Source organism: Psychrobacter sp. T6-5, from assembly GCF_052258485.2.
GTDB lineage: Bacteria > Pseudomonadota > Gammaproteobacteria > Pseudomonadales > Moraxellaceae > Psychrobacter.
On record NZ_JBQQEY020000001.1, the window covers coordinates 625,693 to 643,578 of the forward strand.

Sequence of the window (17,886 nt, forward strand, 5' to 3'; positions counted from 1 at the left end):
GTATCAAAATTTTAGTGAGTGTTTGTACTAAAACTTGATATGTACAGCAGATTCACAGACTGCACTTCTATTTGAATGAGCATTGATGTAATGCTCTTAAATATGTTTTTACCAAGGACCTCCCCATGGCAGCATCAAAATCGAAGACGCGTACCGCTGGCCAATCATACAGTCGTCAAGCCTTGATCTGGCTGGTCGCGACGTTACTATTAGGTATTGTGACAGCGTTAGTCTGGATGCTAAGCCAAACGCCAGCGATGGGTGCCAAAATTGAAAACGAACCAGTATCAGCACCGCAAATGCTGGCTGATGAGTTTGAGCAACCCTTAAAAATCGAGTCACTTCACGAGCTGGATACCGATGTACAGCCGATTAGTTTTGATACGACTGTCCGTGACTTGCGTAATTATCCTGACGAGTTTAAAGACAAGCGCTATCTACTTGCCAACAAGGGTAAGTGGACTGTGCAGGTGATGAATGTCGCTGAAAATGACGTGATTGTCAGTTATTTAGAGGGCCGTGAAGATCGTGATAAGTTCGCTTATTTCCGCTATCTTGATAGTGAAAATCAAGTTCGTTATATGCTGACTTACGGAATTATGAGTAGTCCACAGGAGGCTGTTGGGGCAGCAAAGCTCATAGATTTTAAACTGCCTGCCAATGTGCGTGTGCTACCGGAGGAGATCAATCGATACGTCAGTATTATCGATAACTACGAGCGTCCTGATCCGGTAAAAGACTTAAGTACGAAGCGCACGCGCGCTGTCAATTTAAAACCGACTAAGCGTGAAATACCAGCACGTCAGCAAGCCCAAGCAGTCAACAATACAGCCAATGACCAAGCTGCCAATAGTAATACCAGTCGCGATAGTCAAGGAAGCTTTAACGAAAGTATTTCAGAGGAGAGTATTCGCCAGTCCGCTGATACTTCTGAAACGTTATCCGTTACTGAAGAGCGGACGGTTGGTAATGAGTCACAGTCAGTCTCTGAAGCACCAACTCAAAACGAAGGCAATGCCAACAAGCCCAAACTGGATAATAAAAAACCAGTAGCATCGGGAACGGATAACAATAGCAGTATCAAAAAACCACCCGTCGTACCTGCGCCAAAACCGCCAAGCACAAGTAACAATGGTGCTAGTAATAATGCAAATACTCCTAAAAACAATAATAGTGACAGTATAAAAGCGCTCATAGAAGATAAAAGCAACTGATACGCATTTTCTGTCATCGAAAACCCCACTAGCTAATTGGTTAGTGGGGTTTTTTTATACTTCGTTTTTCAATATATTAGTGGCTACTGTCGCTATTTTGGGGCAAAGTATTCAAGGTAGACACAACTCATCCACTGCCTTATGCAACCCTACGTAGGCGCTTTACATCATATTTCTAATGTGTTTTTAATCGTCCTATAACGAATAGTAATGAGACCTTATACAAATTATGGCTGATGAATCGATAGAAAAGACTAGATTTTTTGTGAATCATTAACTAATATAACTGTGGGCGACGTTCTGTATAGTTATCGTAAAAAACTATTATTAAACAAGCATTTAGTAGCAAATCAATGATTTATAAGGTGTGTTACTAGGGTTTGTTGTCTCAAGCGCGGCTACTTACTGGCTATGTTAAAGTGCTTGTAAGTGACGCAACCTCTCTTATTGTCACTCTTTTTAGAGTGAATAAGGCGCTTGAATACAGAGCGTCAGATATTCAAGACGAACCACATGCATGGTTATTAAATGGTTGGATGTCCAGCTCTCATTGCTAGATATAACAACATAACAAACGATGCTTAAACGAACGACATAACGTATTACTGATTGGGCAATTGGCATTTAGGGGTATAAATTACTCTGTTTCAAAGGGCTGTCATTCACTATCTCTAATATACAACGTATATGTCACGACATTATCTAATGACCAGGAGGGTCAAAGGTTTACTTGCTTTTAGAGCATGATGTCGATTGAGCCTCGCACCATTTACTAATTCAACTATCCGAATATCCACTATCAGCCCGTTCTGCTTACGGGTACCAGCTTATGCTCCGCATTGGAGATGTAAGTTGCCCGTCTACTTAAAAGGACAAGCTATGTCAATGATTTCCTCGCAAACACACCTGGCCACGCCAGATGATTTTTCTGATAATTGCGGTTTTGGTCTAATTGCTCATATTAAGGGTGAAGCCAGCCATAATTTGGTAAAAACCGCCATTCATAGTTTAAGTTGCATGACACACCGTGGTGGTGTGGCGGCCGATGGTAGAACTGGTGATGGTTGCGGTCTACTATTAGCGACCCCTACCGACTTCTTTAAACAGATCGCTGATGAGCAGCAATTTGCAATTACAGACAACTTTGCCGTTGGTATGGTGTTCGTCAATTTGGATGATGATAAAGCCAAGCATAGCCAGCAAGTATTGAGCGATGAGATTACCGCCCAAGGATTAGAAGTCGCTGGCTGGCGTGATGTGCCACTTGATTTGAGTATTGTGGGTGAGATCGGCCGTGAGACATTACCAGATTTTAAGCAGGTATTTGTCAATGCACCAGATGATCTAGCAGCTGACGATTTTAACCGTAAGCTGTTTGTTGCACGTAAAAAAGCAGAGCAGCGCCTGACAGATGACGAGCTGTTTTATGTATGTTCATTAAGCTGCCAGACCATTATTTATAAAGGTCTGGTCATGCCATCAGACCTGCCAGCATTTTTCTTGGATCTTCAAGACGAGCGCTTGGCGTCACATATCGTGGTTTTCCATCAGCGTTTCTCCACCAATACTTTGCCGCGTTGGCCATTGGCACAGCCGTTCCGTTATCTGGCTCATAATGGTGAATTGAATACCATTACAGGTAACCGCAACTGGTCTAAAGCACGCACGCCAAAGCTCAAATCAGACAAACTGCCGAACTTGAATGAATTGACGCCGCTTGTGAATAGCACGGGTTCTGATTCATCAAGTCTAGATAATATGCTTGAAGTGCTAATGTCTGGCGGCATGAACTTGTTCCATGCGATGTCGATTTTGGTTCCACCAGCGTGGCAGAACGTCGATAGCATGGATATGGATTTGCGAGCGTTTTATGAGTTTTACTCGCAGCATATGGAAGCGTGGGACGGTCCTGCAGGGCTTGTGATTCAAGATGGACGCTATGCCGTTTGTATGCTTGATAGAAACGGTCTGCGTCCGTCACGTTGGGTGACGACCAAGAACGGTTATATCACGGTTGCGTCAGAGGTTGGTGTTTGGGACTACTCACCACAAGATGTGTTGGCAAAAGGTCGTGTCGGCCCAGGTCAAATGCTGGTTATTGATACGTTGACAGGTCAAGTGATGGATACGACTGCTGTTGCAACGTTGCTGAAAAATGCGCATCCGTATCGAAAGTGGCTGCGTGAAGAAGCGACACGTGTCCGTGATGATGAGCGCTTAGAGGAAACCTTAGCAGCGCAAGCTTGTCGTGGCGATAAGCTCAAAGCCTTACAAAAGATGTATCACATCACCAATGAAGAGCGTACAGAGATCATCCGTCCTAATGCTGAAAACGGTCAAGAGCCAGTAGGTTCGATGGGTGATGACACGCCAATGGCAGTGCTATCACAGCAAATCCGCCATGTCGGTGATTTTTTCCGTCAGCAATTCGCACAGGTGACCAACCCGCCAATCGATCCATTACGTGAATCAATCGTGATGTCATTGCAGACCTGCCTGGGTGCTGAAACCAACGTATTTGCACCATCTGCGAGAGATGCTCACCGTATTATTTTGTCATCGCCAGTATTGTCAGCTAGCAAAATGCAGCAGCTTGAAACCTTGGATGATCCAGCGTTCAAGATGGCTCGCATTGATCTGAACTATGACCGTACTCTAGAGCTATCTGATGCTATCGTCGCTATTTGCGAGGAAGTGGCAGATAACATCCGCTCAGGCAACACATTGATTGTACTGTCTGATAAAAATATCGATGCAGAAAAAGTACCCGCTAATGCCATCCTGGTCACAGGAGCCGTGCATCACTATCTAATTGCAGAAGGCATCCGTACCGATGCTAACTTGGTAATTGAAACAGGTCTGGCGCGCGATTCGCATCAAATAGCGGTATTGATTGGCTTTGGTGCAACTTGTGTATATCCGTATCTAGCATATGATGTCATCGATGATTTGGTGGCTACTGGTGAATTGCTTGGTGATCCGATCCAAGCTCGCGTTAATTTCCGCAAAGGCTTGGATAAAGGTTTGCTAAAAATCTTATCAAAAATGGGTATCTCTACCATTGTGTCGTATCGCGGTGCGCAGCTGTTTGAAGCAGTTGGTCTCTCTGAAGAAGTCGTGAGCTTATGTTTTAAAGGTGTACAAAGCCGTATCAAAGGCGCTACCTTTGCAGATCTTGCCGCTGACCAAGCGCAACTGGCTGCCAACGCGTTCAAGCGTCGTGCGCCATTAGATCAGGGCGGTTTGCTCAAGTTCGTCTTCAATAAAGAGTACCATGCCTTTAACCCTGACGTGATTAACAGCCTGCATACGGCCGTACGTACGGGCGATTATGAGAATTATCAGAATTATGCCAATCTAGTCAATAGCCGCCCAGTCGCGACTTTACGTGACTTGTTGCAACTAAAGACTGACAACAGTATCGATGTCGATGATGTTGAAGATATCTCTGAGATTTTGACGCGTTTTGACTCAGCTGGCATGTCGCTAGGCGCGCTGTCTCCTGAGGCGCATGAATCGATTGCAATGGCGATGAATACCATCGGTGGACGTTCAAACTCTGGTGAGGGCGGCGAAGATCCTGCGCGTTATGGCACGTTGCGTAACTCAAAGATCAAGCAAGTGGCCTCTGGTCGTTTTGGGGTGACACCTGCATATCTGCGCTCAGCAGAAGTGATGCAGATTAAAGTGGCTCAAGGTGCAAAACCGGGCGAGGGTGGTCAGCTACCTGGTGGTAAAGTGAATGCGCTGATTGCCCGCTTGCGTTATTCGGTGCCAGGCGTGACCTTGATTTCACCGCCGCCGCATCATGATATTTACTCTATCGAAGATTTGGCGCAGTTGATTTTTGATTTGAAGCAAGTCAATCCAGATGCATTGGTATCCGTTAAATTGGTTTCACGTCCGGGCGTTGGTACGATCGCGACAGGCGTTGCCAAAGCCTATGCCGATTTGATTACGATCTCAGGTTATGATGGTGGTACAGCAGCGTCTCCGCTATCGTCTATCCATCATGCAGGCTCGCCATGGGAGCTAGGTCTGGCTGAAACCCATCAGTCTCTACGAGTGAATGGATTACGTGATAAGGTACGTGTCCAGACTGATGGTGGTCTGAAAACAGGATTGGATGTCGTCAAGGCCGCCATTCTTGGTGCAGAAAGCTTTGGCTTTGGTACCACGCCAATGATTGCGGTTGGTTGTAAATATCTACGTATCTGCCATTTGAACAACTGTCCAACAGGGGTTGCTACTCAAAAAGCCAAACTGCGTGATGAGCATTTCATTGGCGAAGCAGAAATGCTGATTAACTTCTTTAAGTTTGTCGCAACTGAAACACGGGAATGGTTAGCAGCGCTAGGTGTTCGTAGTATGGAAGAGCTGGTCGGTCGTACTGACTTGCTAGATATTCTAGAAGGTAATACAGACAAGCAGCGTCATCTTGATTTAACACCATTGCTATTTAGTCACCCAGCCAGCGTGGGTAAGGCACAAACGTGTCAGGTAGAGCGTAATGAGCCGTTTGATAAAGGCTTGCTTGCTGAGCAGATGATTCGCGATATGATTGTGAACATTCGCCAAGGCTCAGGTGGCGACTATAGCTATTTCGTTGGCAACTGTGACCGCTCTATTGGTGCTCGGATCTCTGGTGAGATTGCGCAAGTATGGGGCAACCTTGGCATGAGTGATATGCCGATCAAGCTTCGTCTGACAGGTACTGCAGGGCAAAGTTTAGGCGTGTGGAATGCTGGCGGCTTAAACATCGAGCTTGAAGGCGATGCCAATGACTATGTGGGTAAAGGCATGGCTGGCGGTGAGATTGTCATTTATCCACCTAAAGACTCAAACTTTACGGCACAAGAAACCGCTATCATCGGTAATACTTGCCTATATGGTGCAACGGGCGGTAAGTTATACGCTGCCGGTACCGCAGGTGAGCGTTTTGGCGTTCGTAACTCTGGCGCGCATGCAGTCATCGAGGGTACAGGCGACCATTGCTGTGAATATATGACTGGCGGTATCGTTACGATTCTTGGCCGTACTGGACTCAACTTCGGTGCTGGTATGACGGGTGGTTTTGCTTATGTACTCGACATGGAAGGCGACTTCTTTGATCGTTGCAATCATGAGCTGATCGATCTCAACCGTATCTCAAGCGAGCAAACAGAAGAGCATCGCATTCACTTACAACAAGTGATTGAAGCTCATGTAGATAAAACAGGCAGTGCGTGGGGTCAGACGATATTGGACGACTTTGAGCACTATGTTCGTAAATTCTATTTGGTGAAGCCAAAAGCGGCGAACATTGCAAGTCTTCTTAAAACTACCATGGCCGACCCACAGTAGCCGATTTGTCATTGTCGGTCGTATCGATAAATTGTCTTGAGAGATCGTATTGAGGAATCGACAATGACTTTAATTAGGGTAGCCAGCGTTCCGTTTTTAGAGACGTTTTAACTCACAGGTTTTCAGCAGGTACGTGACAGCAGCGATATATGTCTTAGATTTTAGACAAACAACACATCGCTTGACTGTCACCACCCACTGCAAAAGAGCCTTATATAAAAGAGATAGCACCATGGCAAAACGCTTAGAAAATAATTTTCAGTTTTTAGATGTACCGAGATTTGATCCAACCAAAAAAGACATTGCAACGCGCTCAACAGAGTTTGTTGAGATTTATAAACCTTTCGAAAACGAAGCTGTTGCCCAGCAAGCGCATCGTTGTCTTGAATGTGGTAACCCGTACTGCGAGTGGAAATGCCCAGTACACAACTATATCCCTAACTGGCTAAAACTGGCCACCGAAGGCCAGATATTCCAAGCCGCTGAGTTATGCCATCGCACCAATACCTTACCTGAAGTATGTGGACGAGTTTGCCCACAAGATCGCTTATGTGAAGGCGCTTGTACATTGAACGATGGCTTTGGGGCAGTGACGATTGGTAATGTTGAAAAGTACATCAACGATACCGCGTTTGCGCTTGGCTGGCGTCCGGATATGTCTGAAGTCGTTTGGACAGACAAAAAAGTCGCTATCATTGGTGCAGGGCCAGCAGGTCTAGGTTGCGCGGATATCTTGGTCAGAAATGGTGTCAAGCCTGTCGTCTTTGACAAACGTCCTGAAATTGGTGGCTTACTAACATTTGGTATCCCCGAGTTCAAAATGGAAAAAGACGTCATGCGCAATCGCCGTGTGATCTTTGAAGACATGGGTATCGAATTCCGTCTAGAGACAGAGATCGGTACAGACGTCACCATTGATGAGCTGTTGGCTGAGTATGACGCGGTCTTTATGGGTATGGGTACATACACCTATATGCGTGGCGGCTTTGCTGGTGAAGAGCTGACAGGCGTCTATGATGCGCTAGATTACCTGATTGCCAACGTCAACCGTTGCAATGACTGGGAAAAAGATGCCGAAGAGTACATCGACTTTAAAGGCAAAAGAGTGGTCGTACTAGGAGGTGGTGACACAGCGATGGACTGTAACCGTACCAGTATTCGTCAAGGTGCTGAAAAAGTCGTCTGTGCTTATCGCCGTGATGAAGAAAATATGCCTGGCTCACGCCGCGAAGTAGTCAATGCTCGTGAGGAAGGAGTTGAGTTTTTATTCAATCGTCAGCCTACTGAAATCATTGGCTTAAATGGCAAGGTCAATGGGGTAAAAGTAGTCACGACGCATTTAGGTGCGCCAGATAACCGTGGTCGCCAGCGTCCTGAGCCGATTCCTAATTCTGAAGAAATCATCCCATGTGATGCTGTGATTATGGCGTTCGGCTTTAGACCAAGTCCTGCTGATTGGTTCGAGTCGCAGCAAGTGGCAATGGACAGCTCTGGTCGTGTGTTGGCTGCAGAAAAACAAACCTTTAAGTTCCAAACCCAGAATCCCAAAATTTTTGCAGGTGGTGATATGGTACGTGGTTCTGATTTGGTCGTGACGGCTATTTGGGAAGGCCGCGAAGCAGCGGAAGGTATACTAGACTTTCTAGAGGTTTAGTGAGATTGTTCCAAACTTAGCTATTCATCAGTAGGGTTTGAGCTTGAACGTCTTTTGTCTTTTGATAGACAGAAGGCGTTTTTTTTGATTAATACTTTGTAAATCGAGGCTCGACTGCTAGCATGTTTGTGCGTAACCTATGTGCATTACCATTTATCTCGCTTATTAACCAAAAAGAGTAGCCTTGCGTGAAATCAACCCTTTACCAGCGTGTTACTGCTCCATTTACTGAGCCTTATGTTCGCTATCAACATGCCGATGTCTTGCACGCCATTCGCTTAGGAACGGCTGTCATACTGGCGCTACTGGTCAATAAACTCACCAACCTGCCACATGGGGAGTGGACGACCATTACGGTTTTTATTATCTTGGGATTATTGCAGTATCAAGGCGCTATCTATACCAAAGCCAAAGAGCGTGTCTTGGGTACTCTACTAGGTATAGGTACGGCCCTTGGGGTGCTGTGGTTCATTCAAAATGCAGGTGCATGGCCATGGGTGGACTACGCGCTCATTGGTCTACTCAGTGGCATCATTGGCTATTTAGCCGTTAGAAAGCTTGGGTATATAGGGCTGCTAACGGGTATCACTATGTTGATGATTGTCTCTGATTTGGGTCACAACAGCATCGGCCAGGATGGCATCTATCGCGCGCTAAATATCTTGCTGGGTACGGGCGTTTCGGTAGCAGTGACACTGATTTTACCGCTCAAATCAACGTTGATGTGGCGGTTTTTATTGAGTAGCAACCTTGATGCTTGTAGCAGTCTCTATGCAAGTGTGGGTCATCATATTGATGCAGCGGATGGGGTAATGGACAACGCTACTCAAAAATCAAACCCAATCGACTTTCCTATTAAAGAAGTACCTGTTGATAGGAAGTTGGTAACAGCGCTACAACAGATTAATAAACGCCTGCTGGCTGTGCGACCACACATCGCTGCGACAGCAAGTGAGTCAGGAATCGAAAAAGAGACACTAGAGACAATTCAACGTACCCATCGTAATATTATCGGAACGATTGACTTATTATTAAGTGCTGCTCCGCGCTTGGCGAATATCGAAATCGATGAAGAAAACCATGTGTTACTGATACATTATCAGCACGAATTGACGCAAGCCATGCAGCATATGGCGGCGGTACTTCGTAGTCCAAGCGATGAAGTGTTCCGCCCGATTACTCGTATTGCTGTCTCAGAATATCCAAGCGTACAGCACTTAGCATTTGAGTGGCAGGGGTATTTTTGGTTAACACAGACGTTGCAAACTCAGTTGCAGCAATTGAGCGATCTGTTACAAACCTCTAAGCTACACTGGTTTGCTGCATCTGGGCTGGGTTATCAGCGCCGTGAGCAGCGCCGGATGAAAGAGCAGGGCGGCGAGACAGATTTGCATTTATAACGCACAAAAAAACGCTGACCATTTAGGATCAGCGTTTTTTTTCTTAAATATCTACTTTATTTTAAAAATATTAAACTATGCCTATTAGCGACCCGTTTTTAGCTTATCCCAGTATTGCTGATACACTTGTAGTGCCTCATCACCCACATCTTCTTGGAATTCCGCTTTTGCTAACACGTCTTTAGATGGGTAAATCGTTGGATTGTTGCGAACACTTTCATCCATCAGCTCACGTGCTGCCTGGTTTGGTGACGCATAGCCAATTTCTTCACTCACGATTTTGGCGTTTTCAGGACGTAGCAAGTAATCAATAAATTTGTGTGCGGCATCAACTTGTTTGGCATTTTTTGGAATGACAAAGTTGTCCATCCACAAGATAGCGCCTTCAGTTGGGTATTTATAAGCTAGGCTCGTTAGACCTTCGTCATTCGCCATGACTGCTTCGCCATTCCACGTCATGCCAAGAGATGTCTCACCTTCGATGTACGGCATACGGGTGGCATCAGAGTTGAACGTTTTGACGTTTGGCATTAACGTTGTAAGCTTGTCATAAGCCGCTTTTATTTCGTCAGGATTGCTGCTGTTGCCCGAGTAGCCTAACGTCAGTAACGCCATACCGAACACTTCACGCACATCGTTGGTAAGCATCACCTGACCTTTATACTTAGGATCCCATAGGTCGTTCCAGCTATTCACAGTTGCAGGATCGACACTATCACCATTGATCGCAAGACCGGTGCTACCCCACATGTACGGTATAGAGTATTTATTGTCAGGGTCGACTTTGGTGTTAGTAAATGACGTATCGAGGTTTTTAAAGTTACTTAATTTAGACTTATCTAACTCTTGAAGTAACCCTTCTTTGGCCATCTTTTCGACATAATAAGTCGATGGAATTGCCAAATCATACTGGCTCGAATCATCGAGCAGTTTGAGCTTGGCGTACATCGCTTCGTTTGAGTCAAACGTCGTGTAATTGACCGCGATGCCAGTTTCTTCTTCAAAACCATCCAAAATCTCTTGTGGCATATATTCTGACCAGTTATACAAATTGAGCGTCTCATTGCTCGCCGCAGCGCTACCATCTGCCGCATTGTCAGAGTTGCTACAACTAGCTAAAGCTAAGCCAATAGCTGCCGCTAATAATGCTTTTGGCACCATACGGCCGATACGAGCTGGATTGTCTGGATGGGACGATGATAAATGGGTCAAAATATCTCTCCTAAATAAAAATAATGCAAATCAAAAAGTTGACAAAAATAATAAGGCAGTCAATGCCTAATGTCGCTAATAAAACTATTATGGTTATTACTTTGTACAATTTAAAGGGCTATTATCAAGACGATGCTTAGTTATGCTAATAATACTAATCAAATGAGTGATAAAAATTGGTTTAAAGACAGTCAGTACTGAGTGGGTTTTCTAGAGTATTGCCAAGTATGAGGCAGATAATGGCCGTATAGACCTATGCTATTACAAGTGTAAGGATAAGAGAAGATTCAAGCGCCAAGAACTTAGAACTTAGAACTTAAGATAATAATTAGCCACATCAGAACAGCAAAGGATGCGGCGCGATGACTGAGCGCCGCTATCACCGAAGATTCAATGACTGTTGATGGTAGTTCAACGATGCTTTAACAGAATGTTGGTAGGTACTTAATACATGCTCAAATAAGATTTTTATTTGGTTGACGAGGTGGCGTAGAACGGTTCAAGAACTGTCTGTATGCCATACTCTTCGATCGTCCCAGTGACGAAATCAGCACGCGCTATCAGATCAGGCTGCGCATCACCCATCGCCACGGCAAACCCCACCAAATCAAACATTTCTAAGTCGTTCATACCATCGCCAAACGCCATGCACTCGCTGACATCTACCGCATAGTACTCGCAGACATCTTTGATTCCGCGCGCTTTCGATGCTTCTATTGGCAATATATCTGCACCGATTTGATGCCAATGCACCAGTTTTAAATCATACTGCGCAAAGTCGATATCTTGCATTTTTTCTTGTTGATTATTAAAAAATACTGAGCATTGATAGACGATATTTGACTTGTAATACTCAGGGTCAAGAATGGAGTTGGGTGTGACAGCATTGAATTCACGCAAACGATCATTTTCACCTGACCAAGCAATATGAGTGGCAGAGTCAAACTTATGAATCAAGTCGCTCTGCTGGCACAGACGCACGATTTTATCTGTTTGCTCACCAGACAATGGATAGTGGCTGATACGGCCATTTTTATCAAAGCTATACTGTCCATTCATACAAATAATGGCATCCAATATATCTGCATCAAGCAGTGCTAAAATATCCTCAGGCAATATGGCTTTGGAGCGACCAGTTGAAATCACCAACTTGATATCAGTGTCTGCCAGTTGCTCAAGGGTTGCTTTGTTATGTTCGGCGATGATGCCGCTGCGGCTCAAGGTATCATCGATATCAAAAAAGATGATTTTAGGTGTAGAAACTTTGGTATTCATACTTTCTTGAGCAATTTTATCTTCGATAAACATGGTTGTCCTTTACATTTTAAGCGCTACTATTAAAGCTAATAGTAGCTGATTACTAATACCTGAGCGACTGTATTATTCGTTTTATCCTACAGGCTCATCAGCCAAAAACGATGAGAGTTTTGACTAAGTTGTGTAACGCATTGGTCTTACGCTATTAACTTTAATGATTCATAAAATTGCTAACGTATTACCGAAGATACTGTTGATATTTTACGTTTACACTATATATAGACTACACTTAAATTAAATATTTTTTAGTTTATCTAATGAGTTGTATCTAGTGAATTACGATTTCGTTTTCTGAACTCAATTTTTAAAGAGGGTTTATTGATAACGACTTAACCATTCATAGAGAAAACTGAATAAGCAAAATAATTTATGGGGACAATATTATGACTGCTTCCGCTCAAAACTCAAACGCTCAAGACAGAGCAGACGAGGGGCTGCTTGCTCCGACTCCACGTCATCCTGACAGTCGGTTAGAGGCTGATTGGCTGTTTTTATACCAGAAGCTACCGCCTAATCAATGGTTCAGTGCAGACTATATTTATAAGACATCATTTTGGCTAAGTATTCACGCTGATATACGTAAACGCCAACACGTTCTCACCCAAATCAGTGACGCCTATCATGCTGGTGACATCGAATGGTCAGAATACCGCTCACAAATCTCACCACGGATTAATCAATATATTTTTAAATTACATCAGCACCATAATATTGAAGATACAGGCTACTTTCCACAGTTCATTCGCATGTACCCTCAATTAAAAGCAGGGTTTGAGATATTAGATCGTGACCACGTACATTTGGATGCACTACTTAATGAGTTGCAAGTGCTAAATGGTAGGTTAGCATCAAACAATACTGAAGATGAAGCACTGGGTGAGCAATTGCGTCAGCGTTTAATTGATGCCAGTGAGCTACTGTCGCAACACCTCACTGATGAAGAAGACTTGGTGATTCCTATTTTGGGACTGAATTAGTGCTATAGAAAAAAATAGTTTAGCTTTATTTTTTATCAGATAGGACTACCGTACTGAATGTACTAGAATCTGTAGTACTACGATGTGGCGATAGGAGAAGAGAGTACGCTATCTTAGTGAAACTGCAACGTTGCCTCTCTATAAAAGAGTGATAACGGGTAAAAACCTACTAAAAAATACAAAATGTTGTTGATTGTACTTTAGGTTAAAGGGTATCTTAATTTAAAACGGCTTTTGATCATTGGACTCTTTTATGCATAAGGTTATTGACTACACCTCAGGATCTGGTACCGAAGTTTTAGAGAGTAGAAATAAAGACGGTGCAGATATTCTGGTTAGCCTCACATATATCGGTAAAAATCGTGAGAAAGATAATGGCATAAAACTGACTCGCACCTTTGAGACGGCACGAAAAAATAATGAAAAAAGCGGTATCACTTCAGCGCTTGTCATTAATGATCATTATTTTATTCAAAACATTGAAGGCTCAAGAGTTGCTATTAATGAGCTTATCACTAGAGTGAATCATGAGCGACCACACCTCTTAATTCATATTATTGATTTTGAGGAGATAGAGACGCGGAGATGGAATGGGTTTTTGATCAAATACTTAACATCAGGTACTGAAAATGAGGAATATGCTCTAAAACATTTTTCAGCAGACACTGATTTCAATCCTTATGTGATGAAGAAAGAGCAAATTACAGGCTTCTTAGAAGCAGTTTTTGAGGAGAAAGAATCCTAAGCTGATATTGATAGCAGCATTTGATTTTGAACTGTCTAGATCAAATCCAATGAAAGGCTCTCGCAACATCCGCCTTGATAGAAAAAACTTAGCCATGTGGATTTTGGAATTTAGTAGAAGTTATAGGCTAATATAGATTAGAGTTTTAAGATATTGGAATAACGGCGTCATGTAGTTTTTATCAGCTGTTGTAGTAAAATCCAACGATAAAATGCTGATATGCATCTGATTAATATATTCATATCATAACCATAGAAAGTCAGGGCAGATAATAAAAACCTGCTCAAAACGTAACAATTTCATTGATTATATTTTATAATAAAGTGTATCTTAATTTAGATAAGTATTTTGCAAATAGGGTTCCTTATGAATATTATAACGACAAGCCATACTCCAGAAAATAAGAAAAGAAATGGCGAGCATATTCTTATTCACATGACATATATCGCCAAAAACGTCGAGCTAAATTCAGGAATCGAGCTGACTCGCGCACTTGAGTATTGGCGCAGATATTTTGAACAAAATGATATCGTTTCAGCTTTAGTTATTAGTGAAGGTTATTTTGTTCAAAGTTTTCAAGGGACAAGGCCTGCTATCAATACTGCCTTGGCAAAGATATTTGACGAGCATTCAACCATCTTTCCAAATATCGTTAATATAGAGGAAATAGAATCGCGCCAATGGAGTGGTTTTTTAATCAAACATCTCACCTCAAGCGCTGAAGATGAGGAATATACTTTAAAGAGCTTCTCAGCAGGTTCTGACTATAATCCATATCTAATGACAAGTGCGCAGATTGAAAATTTTCTGAAAGCAATTTTTGATGAGAAAAAACCACGAATTCATGATGTTATTTGACTTTGATTTTCTGTCATTAATGGCTTGTTAAGCAATGGAAAAAGCACTTAATTGATGTGAGTGAGCTGTTATTGTAATTCTGATCGATCAGCAAGATTTGGAGATGAATAACTTGAGTTTAAAATTTGTTTTAGTTTAGAAAAATGTTTTGCAAATAAGGTTGCTTATGCATATAACGACGAGCCATACTTCAAAAAATAATAATAGAAATGGCGAGCATATTCTTCTCAGTCTCACTTATATCGGAAGAAATAGCGAAGAAAATAACGGAATAGAGTTAACTAGAGTTCTTGAGCGATGGCGCAGAAACAATGAGAAAAGTGATATAACCTCTGCACTTGTTATTAATGATAATTACTTAATTCAAAATATTGAAGGCTCAAGGCCTATTATCAATGAAGTCTTAGCAATATTGATTAATGACTATCCTCATTTATTGCCTCATATCATTGGAGTTGAGGAGATAGAGGTGCGAAGATGGAATGGGTTTTTGATCAAATATTTAACATCAAACACTGAAGATGAGGAATATACCTTAAAAAGCTTCTCAGCAGGTGCTGACTTCAATCCTTACCTCATGAAAAGTACTCAGATTACAAGCTTCCTAAAAACGATCTTTGAAGATACCGAATTTAATAAGTTTTAAGTAGGTTCTCTATTTTGATTAGCGTAAAAAAGCCGCCTATACATTGTGTATGGGCGGCTTTTTGCTGAGAATGAACTGTGTTTGATTTACCTATAAAGCAGGTAGACTGAATAATTGTTTAAAGTCATGTTTTGCTACTCCTTAATTCATTCTACTGAACTGAGCTTATGAATTATCCTGCTATTTCAACACTCGTCACATTCTGAAAGCCTCGTGGCAACTGCCCACCGCGATTACCACGAGTGCCCGTATAGTTAGCCAAATCATTTGGCTTTAGCGTCACATGGCGTTTGCCCGCAGTAATGACGAGACTGTTTTGTAAACTGAGTGGCGTGATAGCGAGCACTTCTTCATCGTCTTTTAATTTGATCAGTTTGTTACCTTTACCGCGAGCCTGTTCAGGCAAATCATCAAGGGCAAATATCAATAAATATCCCGCATTGGTCACCACAGCGACATGGTCAGGCGCTACATTTGTATTAGTCGTTTCACCGTCGGCATTGACAGTCGTATCTATTGGAGCATCAATGCGCGCGACAGGAAGTAGACGACTATCCGCTGCTAGGTTAATGATATTTTTCCCCGCCTTTTGGTTGCTATCAAGATTACCCAGTATATTGATAAAACCATAACCGGCGGAGCTGGCAAGGATAATGCGCTGATTGTTGTCACCCGTTAATAACTGCTCAAAGCTCGCACCGGCTGGCGGTTTCAACACACTGGTCAGTGGATCGCCTTGACCACGCGCGGAGGCGAGATTGTGCGCATCAATACTATAGCTACGTCCCGTACTATCGAGGACGTAGATTTTTTCATTGGACTTGCCGCGCACGTGCGCCTGGTAACTGTCCCCTGAGCGATAGCTCATACCAGCGGCATCGACGTCATGGCCTTTGGCCGCGCGAATCCAGCCTGCTTTAGACAGGATAGCGGTGACAGGCTCGCTCGGTACGAGGTCTGACTCTTTTAGTGCTTGTGCTTCTTCGCGTTCTGCTAACGGCGACACGCGCTCATTGCCGTGTTCTTTCATATCGGCGGTGAGTTCTTCAATCATCAAGTTGGTCAGACTATCTGGATTGTCCAAGTACTCTTGAATAATGGCGCGTTCGGCAGCGAGTTCATCTTGTTCGCGGCGTAGCTCAATTTCCTCTAATTTTGCCAACTGACGCAGACGAATATCTAAGATAGCATTGGCCTGAATGTCAGTCAGGTCGTAGTCTTGCATCAATGTCGCTTTTGGATCGTCTTCTTCACGAATGATGCGTATCACTTCATCGATATTGAGATACGCAATCAATAAGCCTGCAAGGATGTGTAAGCGCTTATCGATTTTGTCGAGGCGATATTGCAGACGGCGCGTGACCACTGAGCGGCGACAAATGAGCCACTCTTCTAAGATTTCTTTTAGGTTTTTGACCTGCGGCTTACCGTTTAGGCCAATCATATTCATATTGACGCGATAGTTGCTCTCAAGATCAGTGCTAGCAAACAGATGGCTCATAACGCGATCGACATCGACGCGCGTTGATCGCAATTCCAATACGATACGACAAGCGTTCTCATGATCTGATTCATCATGAATATCGGTAATCCAAGGCAGTTTTTTGTCTGTCATAAGCTTGGCGATTTGCTCTTGGATTTTGTTGCCTGAGACTTGGTAAGGCAGCGCATCGATAATGACTAAATTCTTCTCTTTGGGGTCGATATAAAAAGTCGCGCGCATTTTGTAACTGCCACGCCCTGTCTCATACATCGCTTGCAAGTCTTTTTTGCTAGTGATGATTTCAGCTGGCGTTGGCAAGTCTGGCGCTGGTATTGACTGAGTGAGCTGCTTAACCGATAGTTCTGGATTTTTCAGTAATCGAATGGCAGCACGTACCACTTCGTTAAGGTTATGCGGCGGAATGTCGGTTGCCATACCGACTGCGATACCTGTGGTACCGTTCAATAAAATATTGGGCAAGCGGGCGGGTAGAGTGGTTGGCTCCTGCATCGTACCGTCAAAGTTATCTTGCCAATCTACCGTGCCTTGACCGAGTTCTGCAAGCAATGTATTGGCATAAGCTGACATTTTGGCTTCGGTATAACGCATGGCCGCAAAGGACTTAGGGTCATCAGGGCTACCCCAGTTACCTTGGCCTGTGATGAGTGGATAACGATAGCTGAACGGCTGTGCCATCAGTACCATGGCTTCATAACACGCGCTATCACCATGTGGGTGGTATTTACCGAGCACATCACCTACCGTACGCGCAGATTTTTTCGCCTTAGCAGAGGATTTTAGCCCAAGCTCGCTCATGGCGTAGACAATACGGCGCTGAACAGGTTTTAGGCCATCAGCGATATTTGGTAGCGCCCGATCCATGATGACGTACATGGCATAATTGAGATAGGCCTGCTCAGTGAACTCTGCCACTGAACGAGTATCCATCGGCTCATTAGGAATGATTGGGGCAACAGTAGGATCAATAACATCGGACATAAAATAGACTTCGCTTATGAGTTTTTAATTAGTATGGT

11 protein-coding genes are annotated in these 17,886 nt (G+C 43.5%); 8 read left to right on the forward strand and 3 right to left on the reverse strand.

Annotation, left to right across the window (positions count from 1 at the left end):
• The first annotated feature begins 125 nt into the window (after window positions 1-125).
• From ACTXGK_RS17325 to ACTXGK_RS17340, 4 genes are all read left to right on the forward strand, one after another.
• Entirely contained in the window at window positions 126-1,214 is a 1,089-nt protein-coding gene (locus tag ACTXGK_RS17325; RefSeq protein ID WP_443515999.1) for a hypothetical protein, read from the forward strand.
• An 879-nt stretch (window positions 1,215-2,093) separates the two neighbouring features.
• Window positions 2,094-6,557 carry a glutamate synthase large subunit gene (gene gltB / locus ACTXGK_RS17330; RefSeq protein WP_443515997.1) on the forward strand — a complete coding sequence of 1,488 codons (4,464 nt, stop codon included), beginning with the start codon at window positions 2,094-2,096 and terminating at the stop codon, window positions 6,555-6,557.
• Between the two features lie 232 nt (window positions 6,558-6,789).
• Window positions 6,790-8,211 (forward strand): glutamate synthase subunit beta, encoded by a 1,422-nt coding sequence (locus ACTXGK_RS17335; protein WP_443515995.1) that lies wholly within the window; start codon window positions 6,790-6,792, stop codon window positions 8,209-8,211.
• Window positions 8,212-8,399: 188 nt separating this feature from the next.
• On the forward strand, window positions 8,400-9,611 hold the full coding sequence (locus tag ACTXGK_RS17340; RefSeq protein WP_443515993.1) for an FUSC family protein: 1,212 nt from the start codon (window positions 8,400-8,402) through the stop codon (window positions 9,609-9,611).
• An 84-nt stretch (window positions 9,612-9,695) separates the two neighbouring features.
• On the opposite strand, the gene ACTXGK_RS17345 is transcribed toward ACTXGK_RS17340, so the two are convergent.
• The gene (locus ACTXGK_RS17345; protein ID WP_443515991.1) at window positions 9,696-10,823 is read right to left on the reverse strand and encodes an ABC transporter substrate-binding protein; all 1,128 of its coding nucleotides are present in this window, start codon (window positions 10,821-10,823) and stop codon (window positions 9,696-9,698) included.
• Window positions 10,824-11,291: 468 nt separating this feature from the next.
• Entirely contained in the window at window positions 11,292-12,131 is an 840-nt protein-coding gene (locus ACTXGK_RS17350; RefSeq protein WP_443515990.1) for a Cof-type HAD-IIB family hydrolase, read from the reverse strand.
• Between the two features lie 392 nt (window positions 12,132-12,523).
• On the opposite strand from ACTXGK_RS17350, the gene ACTXGK_RS17355 reads away from it, so the two are divergent.
• The 4 genes from ACTXGK_RS17355 (at window position 12,524) to ACTXGK_RS17370 (ending at window position 15,366) form a co-directional block, all read left to right on the forward strand.
• Window positions 12,524-13,117 carry a hemerythrin domain-containing protein gene (locus ACTXGK_RS17355; RefSeq protein ID WP_443515988.1) on the forward strand — a complete coding sequence of 198 codons (594 nt, stop codon included), beginning with the start codon at window positions 12,524-12,526 and terminating at the stop codon, window positions 13,115-13,117.
• A 253-nt stretch (window positions 13,118-13,370) separates the two neighbouring features.
• Window positions 13,371-13,862, forward strand: a complete 492-nt coding sequence (locus ACTXGK_RS17360; RefSeq protein ID WP_443515987.1) for a BLUF domain-containing protein — start codon at window positions 13,371-13,373, stop codon at window positions 13,860-13,862.
• A gap of 366 nt (window positions 13,863-14,228) precedes the next feature.
• Window positions 14,229-14,720: a BLUF domain-containing protein gene (locus ACTXGK_RS17365; RefSeq protein ID WP_443515986.1), complete on the forward strand. Its 492-nt coding sequence runs from the start codon at window positions 14,229-14,231 to the stop codon at window positions 14,718-14,720.
• A gap of 166 nt (window positions 14,721-14,886) precedes the next feature.
• Complete coding sequence (locus ACTXGK_RS17370) at window positions 14,887-15,366, forward strand: BLUF domain-containing protein (protein WP_443515985.1); 480 nt, start codon at window positions 14,887-14,889, stop codon at window positions 15,364-15,366.
• A gap of 172 nt (window positions 15,367-15,538) precedes the next feature.
• On the opposite strand, the gene parC is transcribed toward ACTXGK_RS17370, so the two are convergent.
• Window positions 15,539-17,848 carry a DNA topoisomerase IV subunit A gene (gene parC / locus ACTXGK_RS17375; protein ID WP_443515983.1) on the reverse strand — a complete coding sequence of 770 codons (2,310 nt, stop codon included), beginning with the start codon at window positions 17,846-17,848 and terminating at the stop codon, window positions 15,539-15,541.
• Between the last annotated feature and the right edge of the window lie 38 nt (window positions 17,849-17,886).